Source organism: Salinisphaera sp., from assembly GCF_002729955.1.
Taxonomy (GTDB): domain Bacteria; phylum Pseudomonadota; class Gammaproteobacteria; order Nevskiales; family Salinisphaeraceae; genus Salinisphaera.
Window position 1 is genome coordinate 81,759 of record NZ_PBYA01000028.1, and the last position, 25,692, is coordinate 107,450.

The window sequence follows — 25,692 nt, forward strand, 5'->3', positions numbered from 1 at the left end:
CCTCGCCGGGCGGCGTCATGGCTAGCCGTTATCGCCCGAACTGCCCTGCGCGTGGCTGCGGGTGACGCGGCGCGGCCCCTGGGCATCCTGCTCACGCAGGCGTGCGAGCTTTTCGCCGATCTTGATTTCCAGGCCGCGCGCGACCGGCTCGTAGTAGCGGGTGCCGGCCAGCTCTTCGGGCAGGTAACTGTCGCCGGCCGCATAGCCGTCGGCTTCGTTATGGTCATAGCGATAGCCCTCGGCATAACCAAGATCCTTCATGAGCTTGGTCGGCGCATTGCGAATATGCATGGGCACTTCGAGCGTGCCGCGATCGCGCGCGTCCCGCCAGGCAGCGTTGAACGCCATGTACACCGCGTTCGACTTGGGCGCACAGGCCAGATAGACCGCTGCCTGGGCGATGGCGAGTTCGCCTTCCGGCGAGCCCAGGCGCTCGTAGGTATCCCAGGCGTCCAGCGTGAGTCGAAGCGCGCGCGGGTCAGCGTTGCCGATATCCTCGCTGGCCATGCGGGTAACGCGGCGGGCCACATAGCGCGGGTCGCAGCCGGCTTCGAGCATGCGCGACAGCCAGTAGAGCGTGGCGTCGGGGTCGCTGCCACGCACGCTTTTGTGCAGGGCCGACATCTGATCGTAGAAGTAGTCGCCGCCCTTGTCGAAGCGACGCAGCCCTTCACGCAGTACCTCGTCGAGATCGGCCTGGGTGATTTCGCCGCGCCCATCATCGCGCCCGGCCGCAATATCCGCGGCCAGCTCGAGCAGGTTCAGGGCGCGGCGGGCATCGCCGTCGGCGCGGGCGGCCAGCTGGTCGCGCAGCTCGGCCGACATATCCAGTTCGCGTTCGCCCAGGCCGTGTTCGCCATCAGCGAGCGCGCGGTCGATGAGTTCACGCACCACGGTCGGGTCGAGCGCTCGCAGCACATAGGTGCGCGTACGCGACAACAGCGCGTTGTTGACCTCGAACGAAGGGTTTTCGGTCGTCGCGCCCACGAGCACGACGGTGCCGTCCTCGACATAGGGCAACAGACCGTCCTGCTGGGCCTTGTTGAAGCGGTGCACCTCGTCGACGAACAACAACGTACCGCGGCCTTCGACTTCGCGCGCCTTGCGGGCTTCCGCCACCGCAGCGCGAATATCCTTCACCCCGGCCATCACCGCCGATATCTGCACGAAGCGGATATCCACTTCCGCGGCGAGCAGGCGTGCGAGCGTGGTCTTGCCCGTGCCCGGCGGCCCCCAGAGGATCATGGAATGAATTCGCCCGGCCGCCAGCGCACGGGCAAGCGGCTTGTCCGGCCCCAGGATATGCGTCTGGCCGACATAGTCCGACAAACGCGCCGGACGCATGCGGTCCGCCAGCGGGCGGCCCGCGCTGGTGACAGGGCTATCGAGGTTGATCTGTTTTTGCTGCGACACGCGCGTCAAGATACCCCAGCCAGCGCATTGCCCCAAAGCGTGCAAGTGTTACACCCGCGACCACGCCAAAGGCATCGGCCATCAGATCGTGCCAATCCGCGCTTCGATAGGGCGTGAATGACTGCGCGACTTCAATGAATGCGCCAAACAAAACCATGGTCACGATGACGCGCAGATAGTGCGGCGCCAGGAGGTTGGCGAACCAGCCCGACAGCAGTGCAAATGCAGCGAAATGCTCGAACTTGTCGAAATGCTGCACCTGGGCCTGCGGCGGGTTCGGCATCAGGCAGGCATAGACGAGCACGCCGCAGCCGAACAGCCCGAGCGCGAGCCAGAGCCGACCCAACGCATAGTCCTGGCGCAGGATGGGCACTACCGGCCCTGCCCGTTCATGCCGCGGCCGTCGACCACTTCCACGTCATCGGGAATATCGAGCGTGAAGCGCGATGCATCGAGCTTCGGATTGAGTTCGATATCGCGAAACCGGATATGTGTGGTCTGGCCCAGGTTATCGTCCAGCTCCATGACGCTGGGCACCTGATTCTTGAGGCCAAGGCGCACTTCCTGAAAATCGGTATCGTCGGCACGCGGGGTCAGGCGCACCCAGCTCATGCCATCACGCTGGCCGGCCGAGGCGATATTGAATGCGTCTTCGAGTGCCGCGCCGCCGGTGAGCAACAGCGCAGGCGTGGCCTGAAGCGTGGCATCGATACTGCGAATGGTGACCTGGGCGAGGTCGACGTCGTAAAAGCGAAACGTTTCGCCGTCGCTGACGATCACCTGCTTGTAGGGCGCGGTGTATTCCCAGCGAAAACGGTCCGGGCGCGACAGCAGGAACGTACCGCTGGCCTGTTGCAGCATCTGCCCGCTGTCGTCCTTCTGCTCCTGCTCGAACTGGGCGGACAGGCTGTCGACGTTGTTATAGAAGGCTTCGAGATCGCCCACGCCGTCGGCGTGCGCGCTTACCGCGGCACAAAGCAGGACGAAGGCAACGAGAATTCGGCGCACAGGCATTGCAGCGCTCTCCTTGATGGATATGTAAGAGGCGAAGGATGTTTCAGAGCATGCTAGGCCTCGGCCATGAATCAAGCCTGAACTCTGCCCCCCCCCCCGTGCCGATTGCAGGACAGATCGGCCGACGTCGACAAAAATTCAGTCCTCCGGCGGCGGCGGTGCCAGTACTTCCCGCCCGCCGCTGCCCTCGGCGGCGCTGACGATGCCCGCGTTCTCCATCTGTTCGATGAGTCGTGCCGAGCGGTTGTAGCCGACCCGCAGGCGTCTCTGTACATAGGAAATCGAGGCCTTGCGGGTCTTGGTAACGATGGCCACGGCCTGATCGTAGAGCGGATCCGCCTCGGCGTCTTCCTCGTCCTCGGCGCCGCCCTCGCCGTCAGCGCCGCCGCCTTCGAGAATCTCGTCGATATAGTCCGGCGCGCCCACCTGCTTGAGGTATTCCACCACCTTGTGGACTTCGTGGTCGTCGACGAACGCGCCATGTACACGGGTGGAGAAGCCCGTACCGGGCGGCAGATAAAGCATGTCGCCGTGGCCGAGCAGGCTTTCAGCGCCCTGCTGGTCGAGAATGGTACGGGAGTCGATCTTGGAAGCCACCTGAAAGCCGATACGCGTCGGGATATTGGCCTTGATCAGACCGGTGATCACGTCCACCGACGGCCGCTGCGTGGCCAGGATCATGTGCAGACCGGCCGCACGGGCCTTCTGGGCGATACGGGCGATCAGTTCTTCAACCTTCTTGCCGACCACCATCATCATGTCGGCCAGCTCGTCGACGATGATCACGATCGCGGGCATGGGTTCGAGCGTGGGTACCTCTTCACCGGCCTCGGCCTGATCGTTGGACTGCGCATTCTTGAGAATCGGATCCTCGATCGGCGTGCCGGCCTCGATCGCCTTGCGTACCTTGGTGTTGTAGCCGGCGACGTTACGCACGCCCAGCGCGGCCATGAGCTTGTAGCGCCGTTCCATCTCACCTACGCACCAGCGCAGCGCATTGGCGGCGTCCTTCATGTCGGTGACCACGGGGGCGAGCAGATGCGGAATCCCCTCGTAGACCGACAGCTCAAGCATCTTCGGGTCGATCATGATCAGGCGAACCTGCTCGGCGGTGGCCTTGTGCAGAATGGACAAGATCATGGCGTTGACCGCCACCGACTTGCCCGAGCCCGTGGTACCTGCCACCAGCAGATGCGGCATTTTGCCCAGATCCGCGGTGACCGGATTGCCGCCAATATCCTTGCCAAGCGCCATGGTCAGCGGCGATTTGTTGCCGCTGTAGAGCGGCGATTCCAGAATCTCGCGCAGCGCCACGATCTCGCGGTCGGCATTCGGGATTTCCAGGCCCACCACGGACTTGCCCGGGATGACCTCGACCACGCGCACGCTGGTCGTGGACATCGCCCGCGCCAGGTCCTTGGCGAGATTCGAGATCTGGCTGACCTTCACGCCCGGTGCCGGGTCCAGCTCGAAGCGCGTAATGACCGGGCCCGGCTCTACCGCCACCACCTTGCCCTGGACGTTGAAGTCCGCAAGATGCTGTTCGAGCTGCTCGGACATGCGCTGGAGCACGCTCTCGTCCTGGTCGTTCTTGCTCTCCCGCGCCGGATCCAGCAGCGCGGTGGGCGGAATCGGGCTATCGCGCTCGGGATCGTAGGTGGGTACGTCCACATGCTCTTCGATCGGCAGATCCAGCTGATTCGCCTTGATCGATTTCTTGGGCTTCTTGACCTGCACGCCCCCGGCCGCAGGCGCCGGCACGGGCGCACTCTCGGTGCTATCGCCGTTTTCAAGCGACGGCGCAATCCGCGATTTCTTCTTCGCCTTGGGCGCCGGTTTGGCAGGCGCCGCCGCCTTGCGTTCGGCGCGGTTGGCCTGCCAGGCGCGCAGCCGATCGAGCGTTTCCGTAAACCCGCCCTGCAATATCGTCAGCACGAAATGACCCGTGCGTTCGGTAACCACCAGCCAGGAAAACCCCAGCCCCACGGACAGCGTGATCACGAACACGGTAATCAGCAGCCATGCAGCGCCGAGCTTGTTGATCACGCCGGCGATCGCGCCCGCGCTCGCCGCCCCCAGAATGCCACCGCTGCCCTGCGGCATGGCCGCATTCTGGTCGCCCAGGGCAAGCCAGGCCAGGCCGCAGCCAGACACCAGCCACAACAGCAGCGCGCCGGCACGAATGCTGCGCGAGAACACATCGCTTCGTTCACGCTCGCTGTTGGCAAACACAAGCCAGCCGCCGTACAGCACCAGCCAGGGAAAGATGAAGCCGAGATAGCCGAACAGGCTCAGCAATACGTCCGCAAACCATGCCCCGGGGGCACCGAACAGGTTGCGAATGGCGGTGCCATCGCCAAGGCCCGACCAGCCCGGATCGCGCGGGCTGTATGAAACCAGCGCGGCCAGCAAAAACAGCGTGATCGCCGCCGCGCCGAACAGCACGGCTTCACGCATCAGACGTCCCAGCCGCTGGCGGTAGCGACTCGGCGGCGCCGGCGGCGTATTCTGTTCACGCGCCTTGGCACTGGGCTTGGGCCCTGCTTTACTGGCTTTGGTTTGCTTGGCGGCTGCCTTTGCCATCAATCGCCCTTCACGGCCGTCTATCGAATACGAAGTTGCCAATCGAACAAGGCGCGATTGTACCCGACACCAACCCGGCAAGCGGACGCATATCTCGAACACCCGCGCGCAGCACCTTGAATCGGCGCGATTTGTGCACCATTTATTGGATGTGACCTTAGTCGTTCTGCATGAATGCGCGAAACGGCCGCAGGCTCTAACGATCCATCAAGCGGAGTACGTTATGTCCGTACATCACTTCCTGCTCACCCAGGATGGCGCGATCGAAGAATTCAGCGAGGATGAGGCCGCCGAAGTGGCCGAGGGCCGCCGCGAACTGCCCCAGTTCGCCGACAAGCGCTTGCGCTATGTGCAGGTCGCCTACGACGACAAGGCCAACGAAAACGGCGAGATCCATGTCAAGACCGTGGGCGCGATCGTGAGCTTCGACGATGCGGGGCGCCTGCGCGAAGCCGGCACGGCCGACAACGAACAGGACAAACTCGATGCGTTCGAACACGATGCCTGCGTACAGTATGCGCTGCGCGATAGGCTCGGTCAGCGTTACGCCCTGAACTGATACCGACACTTCTTTATCTGCGTCGGCGGCAGCGCGCCCATCATCGGCCGCGCGGTCCTCGACGTATCCGCTTGCAACCGCTTTCATTCTTCGATGTGATGCTGTCATGGCGCGACTCGTACAAGTCGATTCCATTCTCGACGTCCCCGCCACTAGCTGGGACGACTTATGCGCCAGCGGACAGCCGTTTATCCGGCACGGCTTCCTCGCGGCCCTGGAGGCCAGCGGCAGCGTAAGCGAGGCCAACGGCTGGGTGCCGGCGCACTGCCTACTGGAAAACGACGATGGCCAGATCGTGGCCGCTGCCCCGCTCTACGAAAAGCATCATTCCTACGGCGAATTCGTTTTCGACTTCGCCTGGGCCAACGCCTATGCCCAGGTCGGGCTGGACTACTACCCCAAGCTGCTCAATGCCGTGCCCTTCACGCCGGTCAGCGGCCCGCGCATTCTCGGTCGCGACGAAGAGGCACGACTCGCGCTGGCGCGCGCCATGGCCGACCTGCCGGGCGAACATGACGCCTCGTCGCTGCATAGCCTGTTCGTCGACGCCGACTCGGCTCGCCAATTCACAGAAGCCGGCGCCAGCGCACGACGCGGCTGCCAGTACCGCTGGTACAACCGCGACTATGCAGACTTCGACGCCTTCCTCGCGCAGCTATCCTCGAAACGCCGCAAGGAGATCCGGCGCGAGCGCAAACGCATGCACGACGCCGGCGTTCAGGTACAGGCGATGCGCGCCGACGAAATCGACGACGAACTCTGGGATACTCTCTATGCCTTCTATGGCCGAACCTATGCAATTCGCGGCCAGGCCCCGTATCTTACTCGGGAGTTCTTCACCGAATTATGCAACCGCATGGGTGAGCGTGTGCGCTTCTTCGTCGCCTACCACCGCGACCGCCCGGTCGGCATGGCCTTCATGATGCTCGGCGACGATACGCTTTACGGCCGCCACTGGGGCTGCGAGACGGATTACCACAGCCTTCACTTCGAAACCTGCTACTACGCGGGCATCGAGTACTGCATCGAAAACGGGCTGGCATGTTTTGATGCCGGCGCCCAGGGCGAGCACAAGATTCGGCGCGGCTTCGAGCCGGTGCCGACCTGGTCCTACCACGTCATCGACCATCCCCAGCTCGCCGCAGCCATCGACGACTTCTGCGTCCGAGAAGCTGCCATGATGGAATCGTTCGAAAACGAGCAGCGCGAACGCAGCAACTTCGCCTGCGACGCGCCACCGACCACGTGAGCGGCCTACGCGTGTACTGGCTGGATCCGAACACGCCCGACGGCGCCTTCCCCGATCCCGAACTCGCGCTCGACGAGCCGAACGGGCTGCTCGCGATGGGCGGCGACCTGTCGCCTTCGCGTCTGCGCCGTGCCTATGCCCATGGCATCTTCCCCTGGTACAACCCGGATGAATCGATCCTTTGGTGGTGCCCCGACCCGCGTACCGTATTCGACACCGGTGACATGCACGTCTCCCGCCGGCTCAAACGCACCCTCGCCAAGGCCGATTACGCCGTCACCCTCGATGAAGACTTCAACAGCGTCATCAGTCACTGCGCGGCCGTTCGTTCCGGCAACCCCGGCACCTGGCTCGGCCCCGAGATGCGCGCCGCCTACGCGAAGCTGCACGCACTGGGCAACGCACATTCAATCGAAGTATGGCGCGACGGCGCGCTGATCGGCGGGCTGTATGGCGTGGCCATCGGGCGCATGTTCTTCGGCGAATCCATGTTCTCCCGCGAGCGCGACGCGAGCAAGATCGCCCTCGTCTGGCTTGCCCGGCAACTGCATGCCTGGGGCTTTCCCCTGCTCGACGGCCAGGTGGGCTCCGGCCACCTGTATCGCATGGGCGCGATCGACCTACCGCGCAGCAAATTCCTGAAGATCGTGCGTCAGTCGATCGACAAACCTGCCCCGCAAGGCCCCTGGCGATTCGATATCGAGGTACCGGCCAGCCCCCAGCATATCGGCGAATGACTGTCTGTCATGCGCACAGGATTGAACCGCCACCCCAAATCACCGATAATCCAGCGGTTAAACCGTCAGAATTAGAGATCAGGAGTCAATGGCCAAAGAAGACCACATCGAGATGGACGGGACCGTCGTCGAGACGTTGCCGAACACCACCTTCCGCGTAAAGCTGGAAAACGGACACATCGTCACCGCCCATATTTCCGGCAAGATGCGCAAGCACTATATTCGCATTCTGCGCGGCGATACCGTCACGGTACAGATCACGCCCTACGACCTCAGCAAGGGGCGAATCACCTACCGCGGCCGCTAGTGACAAAAAACGTCACCTTCTGACGTAGCCAGAATGACAAAACACGTCACTACCGCCTCAGGCTATTGAGAATAAAGCGTTACAAAGCTGGCACGGACCGTGCGATACAGCTACCACGTCATAACGACGCCGCTCTTCTTCACGCTCAACGGGGAACCCAAATGCAAAAGCAGCAAGGCTTTACACTTATCGAACTGATGATCGTCGTCGCGATCATCGGCATCCTGGCGGCCATCGCCATTCCGCAGTATCAGAATTACACGACTCGTGCGAAAGCATCCGAAGGTCTGACTTTGGCTAGCAGCGCAAAAACAGCCGTTGCCGAGACCTATCAAACCGACGGTTCTTTCCCTTCCAGCAATAGCGCTGCAGGGCTTCCGGCCACGATCTCGGGAGAGTACGTTAGCAGCGTTGCAGTTAGCGGCAATGGTGTCATTACCGTTACGTTCAATAGCAACGATGGCACTTTGAGCGGAAAGACGATCACTTTGACGCCAAGCGCCACAAGCACCGGCGCCGATGGAACTACGGCATCGACGGGCTCGATCAGCTGGGCCTGCGCGGGCACCTTGGAAAATCAGTACAAACCTGCAAATTGCCGGGCCGACAGTACAGGCGGTTAAAAGCTACGCCTCTCCCACGGCTTCATGTCGGCAAAAGGCTGGACGATGTCCAGCCTTTTTGCTCGCCGAACGAAATTTTTATTTACACAACGCTTCTGACCTAATATTAGAAACGCTTAGCCGCGCCGGTTTGGAGTAGCGCCGCGCGTTTCGACAACGGGCACGTTTCGCAAACCCGGAGAAAACGGGTCAGATCCTTTTCCTCTTTTCCTGCTACGGTAGGCTAAAATTCGGCAAATCGTGCACCGATGCCTCGCCTGCCTCGCTTCAACCTGATCGATGTCCCACAGCACGTCATCCAGCGTGGCAATAATCGGCAGGCCTGCTTTTTCGATTTCGACGATTACACGTTTTGCCTAGAGTGCCTCGCCAAGGCCGCAGGCGATACGGGCTGCGATATCCACGCATACGTATTGATGACCAACCACGTCCATATCCTGGCGACGCCGCGCCGCAATCATGCCGTGCCGAAGATGATGCAAGCGATCGGTCGACGCTATGTCCAGTACGTGCATAGCGCCATCAGCGCACTGGCACGCTGTGGGAGGGCCGCTATCGTGCTGCGCTCGTCGAAGCCGAGCGCTATCTGCTAGCTTGTTATCGGTATATAGAACTCAACCCCGTTCGGGCGCAGGGCATGGCGGATCGCCCTGAAGATTATCGTTGGTCGAGCTATCACACCAACGCACTGGGGCAAAACGATACGTGCATTACATCACATCCCGTCTATACCGCACTCGGCGCCACACCGGCCGCCCGCCGTGCCGCTTACCGCGCACTTTTTGCCAAAGCTCTACCGGCGGATACCCTTAAGGAGATACGTCAAAGCCTCAACCAGGGCGTTGCGCTGGGCAGCGACACGTTCAGAGACCAAATCGAAACAATGCTGAAGAGGCGTGCGAAGCCAGGGAGCCGTGGCCGCCCTGCAAAAGGGAAGATCGATGAGTCCGCATAGTCACAAACGTTCGATCGTCGGTAGCGAGCACAGCGCTAACGCCATTCTTACCTGGCCAGACCGCTTTAGAAGGAACAAGCGAGAAGCGGCGTCCATGGGGCGTCGGCCTGATCGCGTATTAATTGGATCTGACCCCTTTTTGGGGAGGCTGTCTGTGGCCAAGCTTCGCGATTACGGCTCGGCCGGTTTCACCCTAATCGAACTGATGATCGTGGTCGCGATCATTGGCATACTCGCAGCCATTGCTGTTCCCTCGTATTACAGCTATGTCGCACGCGCCCAATTCACGGAAGGATTAAGCCTTGCCAGCGGGATTAAAACGGCCGTAGGCAACACCTACCAAAACCGCAAAAAACTCACGGGCATCGACAACGGCGTCGGCTCGGTGCCCGCCGCGGGTACCACTACAGGCACATACGTGACCGGCGTTACCGTAAAGAACGGCGTTATCAGCGCCCGTTTCTCGAGCGACAGCGCGTTGGCCAACAAAAGCGTGACGCTGATCCCGACCGAAACGAGCGGTGCCCTGTCCTGGCGTTGCACCACTACGACCGACTTCTCCAAGGCCCCTGCCAGTTGTCGTACTAAGACGCCGGATCAGCTGGATTCGGACGAAATACCGATCGACGACGGCGGTCCTTAAGGTTACAAGACGCTATGGCGCTTACAGTGATCAAGCGGGGCGTGATCACTGCTAGACGTAGCGTAGGTTGGATTAGCGAAGCGTAATCCAACAGCGAACGGCGGCTTGTCGTCAGCTGCGGGCACATTCCAGCCGAGTGCCATTGTCCATGTCGGCTTACGGCCTACGGCCTAAGCCGACCTACGGGTGTCGAGTGCGGTTTGAGGGGCGTAGTAGCGTAGGTTGGATTAGCGAAGCGTAATCCAACACGAACAACGGCTTGTCGGCGGCGTAGGCTGCGGGCTACATTACAGAACGGGCCCGCTATACGCAGGCCCGTCCAGTCGCCAAGGCGGCCGCTAGGCCCTAGCCTTCAACCGAAACGAATATCGGGTTCGAATAGAACCAGACGTCGGTATAGTTTCGCTCGTTGAGCTTTTCGTAGTACTGGAAGTAGTTGTCGTCGCTGACTACATCGGAGCGCTGCGGCTCGCCGTTCACGGTGAGCCCTTCAACGTTATAGTCCAGGTTCGTTCCACGAAGACGAAGGTATTGATCCCGGTCGGCGGTGAAGCTGTAGGTCACAGCGTAGTACCCGTCATCGTCCTGGTACCAGTCGTCGGCAGTGTATGACTTGACCACACGGGTGCTGTCGTTGGTTTGCTTGCTATAGGCGGCGGTGCCGGGCTCAGCCTTTGTGCCAACATCACCCGCGATCACGTCGATATGGTGCACGCCCGGGTTGGTACCGTCGTAGTTGCCATCGTTGACGGTCAGTTCGCGGTTATTTGTGGCGGGCTGTTTGAAGCGAACGGTGACTGTGACAAGGTCGCCGCGGCGTGCGGTAAGCGTATCGCCCATTCGCGCGTTATCGCCGCTCACGCGCTCGGCATGGAAGTCCAGCGCGTCGATCAGGTCGCCGAACACCGAGAACGTTCGCCCGGTTCGCAACGCATCCAGAAGCGTTTGCGAGGTCAACCGCTCGCCCTCTTCGGCGGCGACCCAGGTGTAGTTCTTTGCGTACTCGCCAGGATAATAGCCGCTGGCATACGGCGGCCGGGTCTTGAAGTGGTGGTCTGAATTGGCCATGTTCCATACACGACGACCTTCGCCGAGCAGCGCATCCCACCAGCCACCTAGTTCCGAAACCACCGGATCGGTGCCACCATGCACGCCGTCGGCACTTCGGCTGCCGTAGTCGCCGCGGTTGCCGTTGAACTGATTCCCCACCATGCCTTCTACCAGGAAGAACACGTCCGGCGCGGCGTCGTTGAGTTCGCGTACGTCTTCAATTGTGTAGCTGGAGGCATACCGCAGCGGATGGTTGAGCATGCCGTAGCTGCTCTTCGGATAGGTCTGCTGCAGCCATTCGAGTGCGGCAACTGCATCTTCATGGGTTTGATTCTGGCGCTCGATGCCGGCGTCCTGCCAGGCCTGTACATCCGCAGCATTGAAATCGGACAGCTGGTTCTTGTTACTGAACCGGTACTCGAACTGCTTGATAGCGGCCAGGCGTTCGGCCTTGTTGGCCTCATTCCAGAGAATGCCGACGTTGTAGTGCTCGTGTGTGGGCATATCCCACTCGAAGGACGAATAGATCAGCCGGTCCGGGTAGTCGCTTTTCTGCAGCCGTTCCACGCCGGGAAGCTCGTATTCGGTCAACGCCTTGTAATACAACAGGCCGCCGAGATCGTTGTCGTTATTGTCCTGGCTGTCGTTACGCATATGGTTCGACAGGCTCACGTAATCCAGGTCGAAATCATCGAACGCATGCTTGAGCACATCGGACAGCGGCGAGCGAGCATCACCCGACAGCGCGGTATGCACATGCAGATCGCCCGTGACCCACCGGCCGGTCTGCTCGGCAGGCGTTGCGCCCGGTGGCGCGACTGCCACCTCGTCGCTATCGCCGCTCGAATTACAGCCGACAACAAGCGCCGCACACGCCAGGCTCAACGACAACAACCGAACCCTACTATTCAACATCACGCACCCTCGTAGTGATTCACCTGCTTCATACAGGCACTCAAGAAAACATAAGCGCGTGAATCTATAGCCGGTGTGTTTCACTCATATGACGGCGCAGCGAGCAGCCGCCTCGCGGAGTCACCTCGGTTAAGTTAGCGCCGCGTAATCCGCCACCGAAAGAGACGGTCCGCGGGATACGTGCACAACGCGGGGCTGGCCCGGGGTTCGTGTCGGCTTACGGCCTGTGGCCTAAGGCGACCTACGGGTGGGAGGGCCCGATCCGCCGGAGGTAGGTTGAATTAGGTAAGCCTCATCCAATACCAAACGGCGCCTCGTCGGCGGGAGGCGTGTACAGCGTTGGGAGGGCTGGCGGTGCGTCGGGGTTCATGTCGGCTTACGGCCTGCGGCCTAAGCCGACCTACGGGCCCTGCCCGGTTCCGACCCGCGTAGGTTGGATTAGCGAAGCGTAATCCAACGCTGAACGGCGACTCTACTTTGGGACGTGCGCGTAACGCTGGCCGGGCGCCGTCGTTCGGGACGGCTTACCGCCGGTAGCCTGAGCCGTCTCGCGCTACGGGTCTGGCCGCGCGATCCGGCGCGCGGGTAGGCACTACCCTACCCGCGCCCAAGTATCGGTTACCCCTGCCGCTGGAGCATGAAGGTCTGGTAGGTCAGCTTCTGGAACTCGCGGTCGAGGAAGGCCAGCCCGGCGAGTGACGAGATCATCAGCGAGATGGCGAAGCCATAGCCGTAGAAGATCGCACCGAGATACATGCTCAGCAGCGTAAGCAGCACGTTGCTCACCAAAAACAGCAGACACAGTCCGAGCGCGATCTTGAGTTTGTCCAGATAGAAGATGACGTTGAGAATCGCCATGAACAGCACCTGCATGCCAACGGCGACGATATCGATATTGAACAGGGGCACGTAGTACGGCGAAAAGCCGAGCCAGTCGATCAGCGACGGCGCGATCAACAACAGCGCGACCACGGTAATACCCTGAATCTTGAAGATATCGTAAACGCCCTGCTGCACCGTCTCGACCATACGGTCCAGCCGCAGCTCGATATGCCGCAGCGTATCGCCACCGCGCACGGCGTTGTAATAGGCGTCGTAGCGCTCGGCGAAGTCGGTTTCCAGACGGATTAGGAACACCGCCATACCCGGCACAATCGACAGATAAGCCAGAAAGATCGGGAAGTCGTAAATGGGCGAGGCGCGCAACGGCCCGATGACCTGCTCAGAGGTCGCGGGGTTGTACCAGAACAGGAACTTGTCGGCCCAGAGGCCGAGGTTATAGAACAGCCCGGTAAAGGCCAGCGAGCGATACGTCATCTTCGCATGACGGATATCGAACGCGGCGATCTTGTCGCCCGGGTAATAGCGCAACACCAGAAACAGCAGGATATAGAACAGAATACCCTGGCCAACCACGAAGCCGCCCAGCAGCCCCACGAGATCGTAGCGGCGCAGCGCCATGCCCAGCACGAAGGTGATCGCATAGCCGATGAAAAACGCCCAGAGCACCTGCCGGTAGGCTTTCATGCCCGTGATGAACACGGTGATGCACCAGATATTGGTCAGCAGCACGAAGCCGACGAACATCTCGACGCGATACAGCAACGGCGTACCATCGAACAACGCGTAAAGCACCGCGAACCCGATCGCCGCCGCCAACACGTTCATCATCGTCAGCAAGCCGATGAGGTTGGGCAGAATGGTGCCGTCTTTCTTTTCGAACAGCCGGTCCGCCACAAAGCGGGTGAACAACAGCTGGGCAATACCCGACAGACTGAGCGACGCGGCGACCAGATAGGTGACCGACACCAGGAACTGCCAGATCTGCTGGGAGCGATCCGGCAGCAGGCCCAGCGTGAGCAGGCCGATGGCCATGATCACGAGAATGGACAGAACCCAGGGCCCGGAGCTGATGATGCCGGCGTAGCCGTAGGCACGCAGCAGCCCGAAATAACTGTCCTTGCGTAGCAGCTTGCGCAGCTCGAAACCGATACCGGCCATGCCCTACTCCCCTGCGGCAGCTACCGGTCGCGCCCGCTGATCGGTCGCTTCCGCGTAAAGGTGTTCGTAACGTTCGAGCATGAGCTGCTCGGAATAGTGCTCGTCCACGCGCTTGATGCCCACTTCGCGGGCCGACTCCCAGGCTTCACGATCGTTGAGCAGATCGAGAATGGCAGCAGCGGTTTCGCCAGGATCCGCGATCGGCACGATGCGCCCTGCCGCATGCTTGGGATCGGCCGGCGTGGTCAACGATGTCGCACGGTCTTTCGGATGGCCATGTACCAGCTCGTAGCAGGATCCAACGTCCGTGCACACCACCGGAATACCCGACGCCATCGCCTCGAGCGCCACCAGCGGCTGTGCTTCACTGATGGAGGTCAGGGTGGCCACACGGATACGTGCGAACACGTCTTCGGCCTTTTGAAAACCGCGGAACTGCACGATACCGCCCAGATCCAGCTGGGCCGCGAGATCGCGACATTCCTGCGCGTATTCCGGGTCTTCCGATTCCGGGCCGACAATCCAGCCCTGAGCACCCGGCAGACGCGAGGCGACGATACGCATCGCCCGCACAAACGTCTTGATTTCCTTGATCGGCGCGACGCGCCCGATCAGCGCGATGATGGGCGCCGTATTCTGGTGCGTCTGTTCGCGCAGCGGCGAAAAACGGCTGATGTTGATCCCGTTGGGAATCACACGCGTATGTTCGGCCGGCGCGCCGTCGATGATCTGGCGCTCCCGGTTACCCTCGTAAAGCGTGGTGATCGGGTTCGCTGCCGCGTAGGTCAGCCGGCCGATGCCGTCGAAGAACCGAATCCATAGCCGGCGGATATAACTCACGTCATGGCGAAAACCGTGTGTCAGCACGTCGTCGTAGGTCTTGATCCACTCGGCTTCGGTGAGATCGATCTGGCGTTCCTTGGTATAGATGCCGTGCTCGGTGACGATGAACGGCAGATCGTGCATATGCCGCGCCAGCGCACCCAGGAAGCCCGCATAACCGGTCGAGATCGAATGCAGGCAGCGGCTCGGCGGCAGATTGCGGGCGATACGTGCAAGCATGAACAACGGCGAGTGCATGTTGCGCACCGACCAGAAGTAGTCAAGAAAGGACGGATCGGTGCAGTACTTGCGGTAATAGTCGACGATCTGTTCCCAGGCCTGGCGGCTGTAGAGGAAATCCTCATGCGCCAGCCCACCCTTCTTGCCCAGTAGCTGGGCGACTTCGCACAGCTGGGTGTTGGGGTCCGAGCTGCGCGGATCCTTGAAGTACTGGTGCAACTCGTCGCTGGCCTTGAACGCCTTACGGTTGCCTTCGAACTGGCGCGGCTCGTCGACGCTCTGGCCGGCGTCCATCAGGTAATGGCATTCCAAATGCACGACGTTGTCGGGCTTGTCGTAGAGAATGCCGTTATAGGCAGCTTCGCTGCCGCCCATGAATACGATCGCAAAACGACGATGCGGCAAGCCGCGGATCATCTGTTCGACCCAGCTGGCCACGCCGCCGCGCACCATAGGATAGGTGCCTTCGAGCAGCAGCGTGACGTCCGCCGGCGGGTCGTTCGGGCGCAGGGTGGGCCATTTCATAACCAGTACTCCATCACCGGCCGCATAACAGGATTGTTGAGTGCGCGAGGGCTCATGCGCGACAGCGCCGGTGCCACTTCACCATAATCGCCGCGCACGAAGGCCAGCTCCGCCCAGCGCGGCGCGGCATCGTCGCTCGACAAACCCTGGCGCTCGGCGCGGCGCAGCGCGTCCTCGGCCTCGTCATAGTCGCGAAGTTCCATACAGATACGCGCTCGCAAAAGCGAACGCTGAGCCGAATCATTACGCTCGATCGCGGTGTCGAGGGCATCGCGGGATTTGGTGAGCATGAGCTCCTTGACGCTGCCCTTGGCGAGTTCGAGATAGGAAAACTCCCAGAACAACAGCGCACGCTCTTCGTGTAGCTCGCCGTCCGGATCGCCGCTGGCCGCGATCGCGTCGCGCACCTCGTTGAGCTGGCCTTCCAGGTCGCGCTCGATCGAGTTGAGCATGGCATAGGCCAGCAAGCGGACTTCGTCAGCCGAATCACTCAACGCCGAGCGCAGGATGGGCACCGCGTCGCGACGCGGCAGATGACGACAGGCCATGATCGCCTGCTGGCGACGGTTACGGTCGTCGAAGTGGGTCAGCACCGACGACAGGCCATCGCGCATGAATACGTCGTTCGGGTCGACCGTGACCGGCTGGAACGGCAGGTCCGGAATTGCCAGCGCGTCCCAGGCCTTGGGCTTTTCGCGGTAGGCAAAATAGAGCCCCGATAGCATGCCCAGCGTCAGCCCGATGGCACCCAGGGGCGGCGTAAACATGCTGGCGGTCGCCAGAAAGGCGAAACCGCCGCCCACCGGGCGCTTGTAGGTCGGCGGCAGGGCCAGATACAGCCCGACGATGAGCACCGCACAGCCGAGCAGGTGCACTAAAAGGATCGTGAGCAGCGCCACCGGCTCGTGCCAGCCGATGACGAACGCCCAGGTCGCCAATGCCTCGATCAGCAACCCCACCGGAATGAGAATCAGGCTAAGCAGGCGCATTTTGCTCGGCCTGGCGACGAATACCGGCCACCAGATTGGCAGCGGACTGTTTGCCATCGACGTTGCGCTGGTGGAACACCAGACCGCTTTCTGCCACGTCGACACCGAAACGCTCGTTGAGTAGCAGCGTCATGCGCTCGCGATACGCCGCCGAGCCACGCTCGGGCGTGAGCGGCATGAGCACGTATATCAGCTTCGAGTCGTGGCCCAGATCGGTGGTCCAGGCATAGTCGAGGGCACGCAGCTGCTCGTAGATGAGATCCGCCAGCGTCGCGCTGCTCACATCGTCGATATGCCCCGGCACTTCGAAGGCCACCAGCAGCGAGTTCAGCTTGTAGCGGGCGGCATACCGCGACCAGCGCTTGAGCCGTTCCTCGAACTGGAAGCGGGCCAGCTCGGCGTCCGCAGGCGTACGGGCATAAGCCTCGGTGATGATATCGCCGAGATTGCCGCCCAGCACGGACAACAAATGCAGATTACCGCGCTCGAATTCGACGAACGGCATTTCCGTAACCGTCACGATCGCCCAGATCTTGTCGTTGACGTCGATCAGCGGAATCACGGCCAGCAACGGCTGGGCGCGATTCTGCAGCTCGACTTCCATCTCGCTTTTCAGGCTGATCATGCAGCGCTGCTCAAGACAGGCCTGCACCATCGGATCACTCGCGATATCTCTATCCGCCGGGCGACCGCCGATGAACGCCAACGGCTCACGCTCGACGCGTTCGCGTTCGTCGACGCGATAAAGCGCGCCCTGCTCTACACGACCCTCGTGCGAGATGAAGCTCAACAGGTCGCTGGCCCGCTCGGTGAGAATATCGTCGCCCGGCTCCACCACGTCGAAACGCTCGGCCAGGGCAAGCAGTACATCGCGCAGGTTGTGCGGATTGGCCGCCAGACGCTCGGCGAGCTGATCATGCGAAACACGCAACACATGAAAGTTGCGCACGAACTCTTCAAGACGGGTGCCCTGATAGTCGTTGATGATCTTCATCTGGGTGATACGGCGCCGCCAGATATCGGTGAACTCGCCGGCCACCATGCCGGTAAGCAGCACCCCGATGGCGTACTCGATCGGCAGAAGGCCGTCGCCCCAGCCGGTGCCCGCGGCGATCATCATCAGCGCGACCGTAAGCAGCGCCGAAGCGAAGCCGAACAGAAAGCCATAGCGCAGCCCGGCCAGCAGCGGCCCGACAATCAGCCAGGCGAACGCGCTGGCGTAGAACAGCGGGTCGTCGGCATTGAACAGCCAGCCGGCCACCGGTACCAGCAGCGTGAGGACCGCCGTTTCCAGCATGCGCACCCAGATGGGTGGCACCTGGTAGTTCACGTCTTCTATTTGGGTGACCATAGGCAACCTTTCGTACTTTCGGGCCGGCTAGACGCGGGTCAAACTTAAAGCGGCATGTCGCCGACGAGATCGCTCATCAGCTTCTGCGCGGTGCCACTGACGGTGGCATAGCCCCAGCCGGCCTTGGAGCCCGAGGCGCTCCACACCGTGGCGCCGGTGTTGATGTCGATAACCCGCAGGCTGACGCCCACGGCCGGCTCGCCGTCGAGGCCGGTCTTGTACTGCCATTCCTCGACCGCGCCGGTCACGCCGTACTGATAGCCCTGGCTACGGGCCCAGCTGATCGCCTGATCGAGCGCGGCGTTCTGGTCGAATTCGGGCAGACCGCCATTGTCGCTGCGCGGCGCCGGGGTAAGCGTACGCACGCCGCGCTGATGCAGCAGCGTGGTCAGGATGGATTCGGCACGCTGGCCGGCCTGAGGCGTTTCCGCATAGTTGGCGATCGGCAGCAGCGCCCAGCGCGCCGAGCCGTCGAGCTGCTGGCTGCGGTGCACATCGGTGACGGCACAGCCGGAAAGCATGGCGACGGCAAGCGCGAACAGGCCTGCGATAAGAGTAGAGCGTTTCATGGTGGTGGTTTCTCCCTGCCTACGAGTGACGTTGTTGAGCGTTCTTTGATCGGCGCGTTAACGGCCGAGGAAATACTGATACTTGATGGAACCGCTGTACGAATTGTCCTGAGTCTGACTGCCGGTCTGATCGACGCCAAAGTTCAGGCTCAACTCGTCGCTGCCGAATACGCGGCTGCCGATCGCGAAGTTCGCACTGATGCCGAATTCGTTGTCGGGCAGCACATAGCCGGTATCGATGTTGAGCTGATAGCGCGGTGACGCCACCAGCGGATACTCCTCTCCCGGAATACCGCGGGCGAACGACAGCCCCGCGCCGAGGAAGGTATATCGCGTGGGCACGACATCGTTGAGGTTGGTGCCGGCCGGCAGCCGTGCCGCCATGTCCGACGGCAGATCGTCTTCCAGGAAGTTCTGCGACGTATCCGCGAAAACCCGCGCCTGTACCTGATGCGTCGGGCCAACCATCAATGAATGCGCGAACGACGCTTCCAAACCGTAGCCGTCGCCCAGATCATTGCGATCCTCGCGTGAGTGATACTGCGAGTAGGTCGCGGTCAGCGAAAGACTGTCGCGCGGGTTGAGCACCCATTCCAGGCCCACGCCCAGATCGTCGCGGAGCCCGAGCGCGCGCAGCTGGGCGGTATCGTCCGCCAGCGTATTGATGTCCAGGAACACCGAGGCGCCGACGTTGCTGGTGAGCTGCCAGTCCTGGCGCAGACCCAGCTGGGCAATATCCTTGGCATCGGTGGATACGGCGCCCACCCGTACGGTCGTCATGCCGCGACGCTCGCGCCAGTTGAGCACGACGTTCGCGAACTGCTCGTCCTCAAGCCCATCGAGGTCGACCAGATCGTCGTCGGCTGACAGCTGACGCGCGCCCACTTCGACACGGGTCGAGAGCTTCTCGCCGCTCAGGCGAAGGAACACGCTTTCGGAGTTGATATCCAGGTCACTGATGCTGCGCACAATCAGTTCCGTGCCGAAATTCTGCGGCATCGTCTGATAAAGCTCGGCGGCGTAACGCGGCACCACGTCGATACCCGTCACATAGGGTTCGTTCGGGCGTTCGTGCTCGAGCGCCAGTACGAGTGCGCGGGCACGGTAGTCGAGCTGGCGCAGCGCGGTAATGCGATCGGCGATACCAATATCGCCGCCCGGGCGGGAGCCTTCCAGAATGCGCTGCATCGCCACCTGATCGTTGGCCTGGAGGGCCACGGCCAACTCCTGCCAATCCTCGGTTTCCAGCCGGCGCCGATGCGCCTGTAGCAACCAGTAGCGGGAGTACGCCGGCTGTTCTTCACTCAGATAGTAGCCGAACAGCATTTCGACGTCGGTCGGCGTGAGTTCGTCACCGCTGCGCCCGTCCAGGGCGCGACGCAGCCAGTCGCGACCTTCGTCCGCCCCCAGCATGTTGGCCTGCACCGACAGAATGCGCCCATCCTCCTCGCGCTGTTCGCGAGTGAGCTTGCCCTGCTCCTGCAGATGCCGCATCAAGCGCGGGCGCAGTTCGGTGAGCGCATATTCGCGCATGCGCCGCGCCGAGTCGAAGCGCCGCCCGCGCTCGAGCGCGTCCGCGTAGTCGAGCACGAGCAGATAGTTGTCCGGGTCCCGCTGTACCGCGCGGTCGTACCACGGCAAGGCGGTCCGGGTTTGCCCAAGCCGGCTGTATGCCATGGCAAACACGGGCCATTGCCGCGAATCGTTCTTGGCGTCGTCGGACCAGGCGTTGACGTAACGTGCGAGCTCGTCGGTATAGCCACCGTCCGCCAACGTCGCGAGCAAGGCCGCGCGCGTGCCGGCATCGTCGGGCGCCAGGGAAAGGGACTTCAAATAGGCGCGTCGGGCCTTTGCAAGATCACGCTGCTGATACTGGTAATCGCCATAAAGCTGCCAGTAGTCTGCCGACTGCTCGAACACGGCCGGGCGCGTCTGCGCCATGGCGATGAGTTCGCGGGTGAGATCGGGCCGGTTTTCCCGCTGAGCGGCAGCCAGCATGGACACGATCATGTCGCCGTGCTGGTTCTCGCGCCAGTCGGTACGGGCCACTTCCATGGCCATATCCATGCGGCCAGTGACAACAGCCGTCTGCGCCAGACGAAGATACCCTGTCTCGTCGAGCTTGCGCCCGAGATACAACTGGTAATAGGCATCGCGGGCGATCGCGGGGCGGTTCTGATTCCAGGCCAGCTCACCCACCGTTTCCCAGTAGAAGACCTCCTGCTCGGTGGCCGTGCCGGGCTTGTTCGGCAGCGAAGTCATAACCGCCAGCGCCTCATCGAGTTGCCACTGACGTGTTAGCAGACGCCCTCGCGCCTGGCTCTCTTCCACGCTACGACCAAAGCGCGACGCGATTTCGTTCCAGGTAGCCAACGCGCCCGGCAGATCGCCGTTGAGCTCCTGCATCATCGCCAGCCGCACCCACAAGTCTTCGTCGGGCGAGCCTTCGCGCACCCAGTCCGACAACATGGCGATCGCGCGATCGGGGTCGCCCTCGCTGTTGAGCAAGTCAACCAGAAGGCGCCGCTGGCTGGTACTCAGCGGGTGCCGTGACTGGATACGCTGCAATGCGGCGAGCACGGCGGACGTGTCGTTGAGGTCGGTGCCGATGTCGATAATCTGATTATCGTACGCATCGGAGCCGCTGCGCTGCGCCAGCCACTTGTAATTGGCCAATGCAGCCGCGGGCTGCCCGGCCCAGACTTGCACTTGGGCAAGCTGGGCGCGCAGGTTCTCGTTATCGGGGTTACGACGAACCAGCCGCTCCAGGCCGGCTAGCGCTTCGTCCAGCTGATTGTTCGCCAGGGCGATCTGCGCGTCGCGCTCGAGCCCCTGCTCATCGTCCGGACGCAGCTGCACATAGCGGCGCGACCAGGTCTGTGCCTGGGCGAGCCGGTTGTTGGCCAGCGCCATCTCGATGCCGATATCGAGGAACGTCGGATCGTTGGGGTAGGCGTCGATAAACTCGCCCGCCATGCGCAGACCGCTGCCATCATTGGTCTGCTGCGCGGCATCGAGCGCGGCCAGTGCCGCATCCCGACGCAGGGATTCGTCGTCGGTCGCGGCAAACGCCGACTGCCACGCCTGGGCAGCACGCATGGGCGCATCGGCGGCGAGCCACCAGCGCGCGGCCTCGCCGTACCAATCGTAGGCGCGTGCGGGGTCCTGTACGGCCAGGCGCTCATAAAGATCGGCTGCCCGTGCCGGCCGGCCCAGTTCAAGCCAGCGACCGGCAAGCACCTCGAGCTGTTCCGTGCTCAACGACTCATTGCGTTCGAGCGCGTTCATCTGCGCGATCAGTTCGCCCTGCTGGGCGTCACGGCGCGGGTCGTCCGCGGCCAGGGCGTTGAAGGCCTGCCAGGAAATCTGGTGATACAGCCAGCGAGCGTTCGCGTCGGTGCTATCCGCCAACGGCTGCATCACTTCCATCGCCTTCGGGATGTTCCCTGCCGCGGCGAGCTGGCGTGCCAGTTTCAGCCGCAGCTGATCGTCGCCCGGGTTGGCTTCCAGCAAGGCTTCGAGATAGGTGATCGACACGCTGCTCGGGTCGTCTCGTCCACCGTCGACCTGGCTGAGCGACAGAAAGCGGCGTGCCGGGAACAGCAGCACCAGGGCTACCACCAGCACTACGGTGATGATCAGCAGCGTTAGCGGCCGAACAAAGCGTGTGCGTTTGGGCGGGTCTTGTTCTTGATTGTGTTCAGCCACAGTCGATCCTTACAGGTCCCGACGTACTGCCTGTGTAGCGCAGCGTTACCGTATTGCCCCCACCTCGACGCGAAGCGCCGTCTGCCGAGACACGACAACCGGCCGTGCCGGCCAGCTCGATCTCCAGCGGCACGTGCTCAGCCGCCATTTCCAGCGTCACGTCACCGCCGCTGTTAAGCCATTGCGTGATACGGCCGTTCGAGCGCCGCACATAGGGCGTCGACGGCTCGCCACGTTGCAGCTGCAACGTCACCCGCGGTTCGCCCGAAAGCGCCACATAGCGCCCGGGGCGCAGATCGCTCACGCCCACAACGCCACTGGATGCCGCAATGTCGGGCCAGCCGAGTGCGGGCGGCAGGCGCAGGGTACGCATATGTGTGGCCCCGGTAATCTGCCAGCCGCCGTCCAGGCGACGGGCGATCCCTGCGTCATACCAGTTGCGCGCGATACGGCTGTATTCGCTGGCGAACAGCGGCAACGTGCGCTGACTGCGCGCATACGCGTAGACGTCCTTGAGCGCATTCAGCGAGGCCGGGCGTCCGGCGGAATAGAAATGGTAATAGATGTCGATCGGCTTGAGCCGGCGCGGCTCGTCGGTGAGCTTGAACGTCTCTATCACACGCCGAAAACCCCAGTAAGGTCCCGTCATGTCGTTGGTATAGACGTTCTCGTTGATCACCGGGGCATACACCTGCAGGTGGTTGCCCTGCGGCCGCAGCATGGGGGTCACATCAAGCAGCGTCGGGTTGTCCGACATGATGTGCGTATTGCCACCGTTGAGGTTCTCAAGCCCCAGCCGGTCCGCGATCGCGAGCGCCTTTTCCGGCGGCAGCGCGTTACCACTCCACAGCAGTGTCGTCACCCGCTTGCCGGGCGGCGCCAAGTTTTCATTGATGTAGCGGGTCGAGCCGGCGACCTCTTTCTCAAGCGAGAACCGATAACCCTTGATCGGGAGGTTGTAGGCAAAGCCGGCTGCGGTCCGCCCCTCGCCGGCCAGATCGCCCTCCTCGAGCGCGGGCCAGTCGAACGGGTGGCTGAAGGTATGCGAGGCGATTTCAACCCAGGGCAGTTTGAATATCTCGCGTGCGATCGGTTCGAGCTGGCTGGACAGCTCGGGGTATAGGCCTTCCGGGGAAAGCTCGCCCTCGATCACCGATACCGTCGTGGGCACGCGATATTGCTTGAATATGCGCTCGAGCATCACCTGACTGGTGAACGGGTTACCGGGGAACGCAGCCCGGTTCATGAACGCGTCGCCGTCGACCTCGGTCATCCAGTAGCGGGAACCGTTTTCGGTCGTGGCGTCCGCGACGGGCATATCCGGCAGCGCCAGCGCTCGCTTCAAGAATGCGAACGGGTCCAGGATCCAGCGGGCCTGATCGGCCATGCCCTGCTGGACCAGCCAAGGGGACAGCGCCACGCCACCCCAGCTGCCAGTGGCGATCGGCACGAAGTTCGATCCGTTGCCGTCACGCATGGAAAGATGGGCGGTGAGTCCGTCGCCCACGAGCTCATAGCCGGTCTCGTTGGTGGCCGGCGTACTGGGCATACCTTCAAAGCCGAGCATGTCGTCGTGATCGACGACTTCGAGCCCCTTGTCGGAAATCGAGGGGACGACCTGCAAACCGGTCAGGTCCGACAATTCGCCGGTGACGGGAACACCCGGCGAGCCGAACATGGCCACCTGCACGCCATCTCGCATCTGCTTGAGCAGCCAATCGCGATAGGCCGACTGCGCACCCACGCGGCCGTTGAGCCAACTCACCACGCCCGCATAGCGCCCACGCAGCGTGTCGTCAGGCAGCGGCCCGTCCACATCCTTGTACACGGCGCCATAGCCCAGGTACTCCAGCGGCATGGCGATATTGAGGTGCGCGTTCGAATACGCCACCTCGTTGTACTCGATTTCGGAGGCATCAAAGAGCACGAGCACCTTGCGCGGCATCGGCTCGATCGAACCTACGCCCACCTGATTGAGCGCCCCATTGCTCACCCACGGCACAATGCCTTCGTCCGCGATGCGGCGCGCGGTCTCACGCGCGAGTTCACGATCGGCCGGCTCGACATAGTCGATGGCGATTGCGGGCAGGCCGTAGTCGTTGCGCACCTCGCGCAGCCGATCCAGCACGTACTGCGTATCTTCCGGCTTCACATCGCGATAGCTTTGCGTGCGCACATCCCAGGACTGGTACAGGGATTCGGCCGCCACGCCGACAATATCGCCGCGCACCCGATCCAGAATCTCGAAGCCGCGGTTGAGCAGCAGCTTGATACCGGGAAATTCCGAACGAATACGCTTGATCAGTGCCACCAGCGCCTGCTGCTGCTCGGCCGCCGACGCTTCGTCGGTGGCAAACAGGCGGTAGCTGTCCAGCGTATCCAGGAACAGTGCGCGGTAGCCCTGACTCCAGAGCGGGCGGATACGCTCATTGATTATGTAGTCGCCCCACTTCTTCTGGGTCAGGTCGGCGGCCTGGCTGTTCCAGCCCTCGTTGCGCGCCTTGAATGCCTCGCTCGGCAGGCTCTCGCCCGCACGCCAGTGTTCGGCTTCGCCCAGGCTCACATAGGCGAATGCCTGGGTGCCGTACTGCTCGAGTTCATCGAGCTGGCCTTCGCCCATATGCTCGGACTCGACCACCGCCCAATCGAACTGCGCGAGCATATCGACGGGCACATCGTTACCGTAATAGATCGCCACGCTCGGCTGGCCGTCGACATCCGCATGCGCACTGCTCGCCATGAACACTGCCACCAGGGCCACCAGCAGGGCCAGAACCATGGCTTGCCAGCGACGAGCGCTATCGGCGCTGACACACGTTTCATCTAAGAACGGGCGGAAAGTGCTCACGCACGAACTCCTTCACAAAAACCTGGCCCGGCAGAACATCTGCTGGGCACCAGCGACGCGCGCGGATACCGCGCAATCCGCCTGGGCGCGGAAACACAGGTTTGCGCGCACAACAAGACAAAGGCCGGAGTCGCGCGCTGCGCACGAGTAACCTGCGTATTCGATGCCATCGCGGTAACGATAGTCACCCTGATTTCCCGCGCCGAGCGGGCATGCGCCCGAGGCCGAAGCGGCCGTAACCCATCGCCAAATCGAGCGCGAACAACGAACGGTTACCGTCGCGCTGCCAAGCCGGCGAGCTATTAGCGTCCACCGACGCATCACCGCGCGGCCCCACCAGACTGTAGCCATGCACCGCAAGACCGACGTCGTGACCGTGCGCCATCATCGCCTCTTCTGTGACGTCCCCCAAACCGTTGGGTATTCGCGATACCCAACTGGGAACAATCTACCACGAAACGCGAGCGCAACCGCACACTTAAAAGCGAAAATATTTCTTTTCCGTGAGCGCGCACTCATTCGACGCACCAGGCCCACGACTAAAACGCGCTCCTCGCGCGGAAGGAGCAGCGTATTCCGAGATAATTGAAA

Annotated in this window: 20 protein-coding genes; 8 read left to right on the forward strand and 12 right to left on the reverse strand. The window is 62.2% G+C overall.

All coding sequences use genetic code 11. From position 1 onward, the window contains the following. Positions 1–21: 21 nt before the first annotated feature. The 4 genes from CMN27_RS07910 to CMN27_RS07925 all read right to left on the reverse strand — a co-directional run bounded on the left by CMN27_RS07910 (position 22) and on the right by CMN27_RS07925 (position 5,010). Positions 22–1,413: a replication-associated recombination protein A gene (locus CMN27_RS07910; protein WP_293625412.1), complete on the reverse strand. Its 1,392-nt coding sequence runs from the start codon at positions 1,411–1,413 to the stop codon at positions 22–24. Continuing rightward, a complete protein-coding gene (locus CMN27_RS07915; RefSeq protein WP_293625414.1) occupies positions 1,382–1,717 on the reverse strand; it encodes a VanZ family protein in 336 nt (111 codons plus the stop codon). Before CMN27_RS07915 ends, CMN27_RS07910 begins: the two co-directional genes overlap by 32 nt. A gap of 68 nt (positions 1,718–1,785) precedes the next feature. Continuing rightward, positions 1,786–2,427, reverse strand: coding sequence for an outer membrane lipoprotein chaperone LolA (gene lolA, locus CMN27_RS07920; protein ID WP_293625416.1), 642 nt, complete (start codon positions 2,425–2,427; stop codon positions 1,786–1,788). A 138-nt stretch (positions 2,428–2,565) separates the two neighbouring features. Further along, positions 2,566–5,010, reverse strand: coding sequence for a DNA translocase FtsK (locus CMN27_RS07925; protein ID WP_293625418.1), 2,445 nt, complete (start codon positions 5,008–5,010; stop codon positions 2,566–2,568). 223 nt (positions 5,011–5,233) lie between these two features. Here CMN27_RS07925 and CMN27_RS07930 point away from each other — a divergent pair, with 223 nt between their 5' ends. The 8 genes from CMN27_RS07930 (at position 5,234) to CMN27_RS07965 (ending at position 10,083) form a co-directional block, all read left to right on the forward strand. Then, on the forward strand, positions 5,234–5,569 hold the full coding sequence (locus CMN27_RS07930) for a hypothetical protein (protein WP_293625420.1): 336 nt from the start codon (positions 5,234–5,236) through the stop codon (positions 5,567–5,569). 106 nt (positions 5,570–5,675) lie between these two features. Further along, complete coding sequence (locus CMN27_RS07935; RefSeq protein ID WP_293625422.1) at positions 5,676–6,818, forward strand: GNAT family N-acetyltransferase; 1,143 nt, start codon at positions 5,676–5,678, stop codon at positions 6,816–6,818. Then, on the forward strand, positions 6,815–7,555 hold the full coding sequence (gene aat, locus CMN27_RS07940) for a leucyl/phenylalanyl-tRNA--protein transferase (protein ID WP_293625424.1): 741 nt from the start codon (positions 6,815–6,817) through the stop codon (positions 7,553–7,555). Before CMN27_RS07935 ends, aat begins: the two co-directional genes overlap by 4 nt. A gap of 88 nt (positions 7,556–7,643) precedes the next feature. Then, entirely contained in the window at positions 7,644–7,862 is a 219-nt protein-coding gene (gene infA / locus CMN27_RS07945; RefSeq protein ID WP_293625426.1) for a translation initiation factor IF-1, read from the forward strand. Between the two features lie 161 nt (positions 7,863–8,023). Further along, positions 8,024–8,485 (forward strand): pilin, encoded by a 462-nt coding sequence (locus tag CMN27_RS07950; protein WP_293625428.1) that lies wholly within the window; start codon positions 8,024–8,026, stop codon positions 8,483–8,485. 248 nt (positions 8,486–8,733) lie between these two features. Continuing rightward, positions 8,734–9,078: a transposase gene (locus CMN27_RS07955; RefSeq protein ID WP_293625430.1), complete on the forward strand. Its 345-nt coding sequence runs from the start codon at positions 8,734–8,736 to the stop codon at positions 9,076–9,078. Between the two features lie 44 nt (positions 9,079–9,122). Further along, a complete protein-coding gene (locus CMN27_RS07960; protein ID WP_293625432.1) occupies positions 9,123–9,440 on the forward strand; it encodes a hypothetical protein in 318 nt (105 codons plus the stop codon). A gap of 154 nt (positions 9,441–9,594) precedes the next feature. Then, a complete protein-coding gene (locus tag CMN27_RS07965) occupies positions 9,595–10,083 on the forward strand; it encodes a pilin (protein ID WP_293625434.1) in 489 nt (162 codons plus the stop codon). Between the two features lie 345 nt (positions 10,084–10,428). Here the strand turns inward: CMN27_RS07965 and CMN27_RS07970 are convergent, their stop codons facing one another. The 8 genes from CMN27_RS07970 to CMN27_RS08005 all read right to left on the reverse strand — a co-directional run bounded on the left by CMN27_RS07970 (position 10,429) and on the right by CMN27_RS08005 (position 25,101). Further along, complete coding sequence (locus tag CMN27_RS07970) at positions 10,429–12,048, reverse strand: hypothetical protein (RefSeq protein WP_293625436.1); 1,620 nt, start codon at positions 12,046–12,048, stop codon at positions 10,429–10,431. Between the two features lie 618 nt (positions 12,049–12,666). Then, positions 12,667–14,049: an exopolysaccharide Pel transporter PelG gene (pelG, locus tag CMN27_RS07975; protein WP_293625438.1), complete on the reverse strand. Its 1,383-nt coding sequence runs from the start codon at positions 14,047–14,049 to the stop codon at positions 12,667–12,669. Positions 14,050–14,052: 3 nt separating this feature from the next. After that, positions 14,053–15,636 carry a GT4 family glycosyltransferase PelF gene (gene pelF, locus CMN27_RS07980; protein WP_293625440.1) on the reverse strand — a complete coding sequence of 528 codons (1,584 nt, stop codon included), beginning with the start codon at positions 15,634–15,636 and terminating at the stop codon, positions 14,053–14,055. Then, positions 15,633–16,625: a HEAT repeat domain-containing protein gene (locus tag CMN27_RS07985; RefSeq protein ID WP_293625441.1), complete on the reverse strand. Its 993-nt coding sequence runs from the start codon at positions 16,623–16,625 to the stop codon at positions 15,633–15,635. The genes pelF and CMN27_RS07985 overlap by 4 nt, the downstream gene beginning before the upstream one ends. Continuing rightward, the gene (locus tag CMN27_RS07990; RefSeq protein ID WP_293625443.1) at positions 16,612–17,976 is read right to left on the reverse strand and encodes a PelD GGDEF domain-containing protein; all 1,365 of its coding nucleotides are present in this window, start codon (positions 17,974–17,976) and stop codon (positions 16,612–16,614) included. Before CMN27_RS07990 ends, CMN27_RS07985 begins: the two co-directional genes overlap by 14 nt. Before the next feature lie 44 nt (positions 17,977–18,020). Continuing rightward, positions 18,021–18,545: a hypothetical protein gene (locus CMN27_RS07995; RefSeq protein WP_293625445.1), complete on the reverse strand. Its 525-nt coding sequence runs from the start codon at positions 18,543–18,545 to the stop codon at positions 18,021–18,023. Between the two features lie 57 nt (positions 18,546–18,602). Further along, positions 18,603–22,253, reverse strand: a complete 3,651-nt coding sequence (locus tag CMN27_RS08000) for a tetratricopeptide repeat protein (RefSeq protein ID WP_293625447.1) — start codon at positions 22,251–22,253, stop codon at positions 18,603–18,605. After that, on the reverse strand, positions 22,246–25,101 hold the full coding sequence (locus CMN27_RS08005; protein ID WP_293625449.1) for an endo alpha-1,4 polygalactosaminidase: 2,856 nt from the start codon (positions 25,099–25,101) through the stop codon (positions 22,246–22,248). The genes CMN27_RS08000 and CMN27_RS08005 overlap by 8 nt, the downstream gene beginning before the upstream one ends. Between the last annotated feature and the right edge of the window lie 591 nt (positions 25,102–25,692).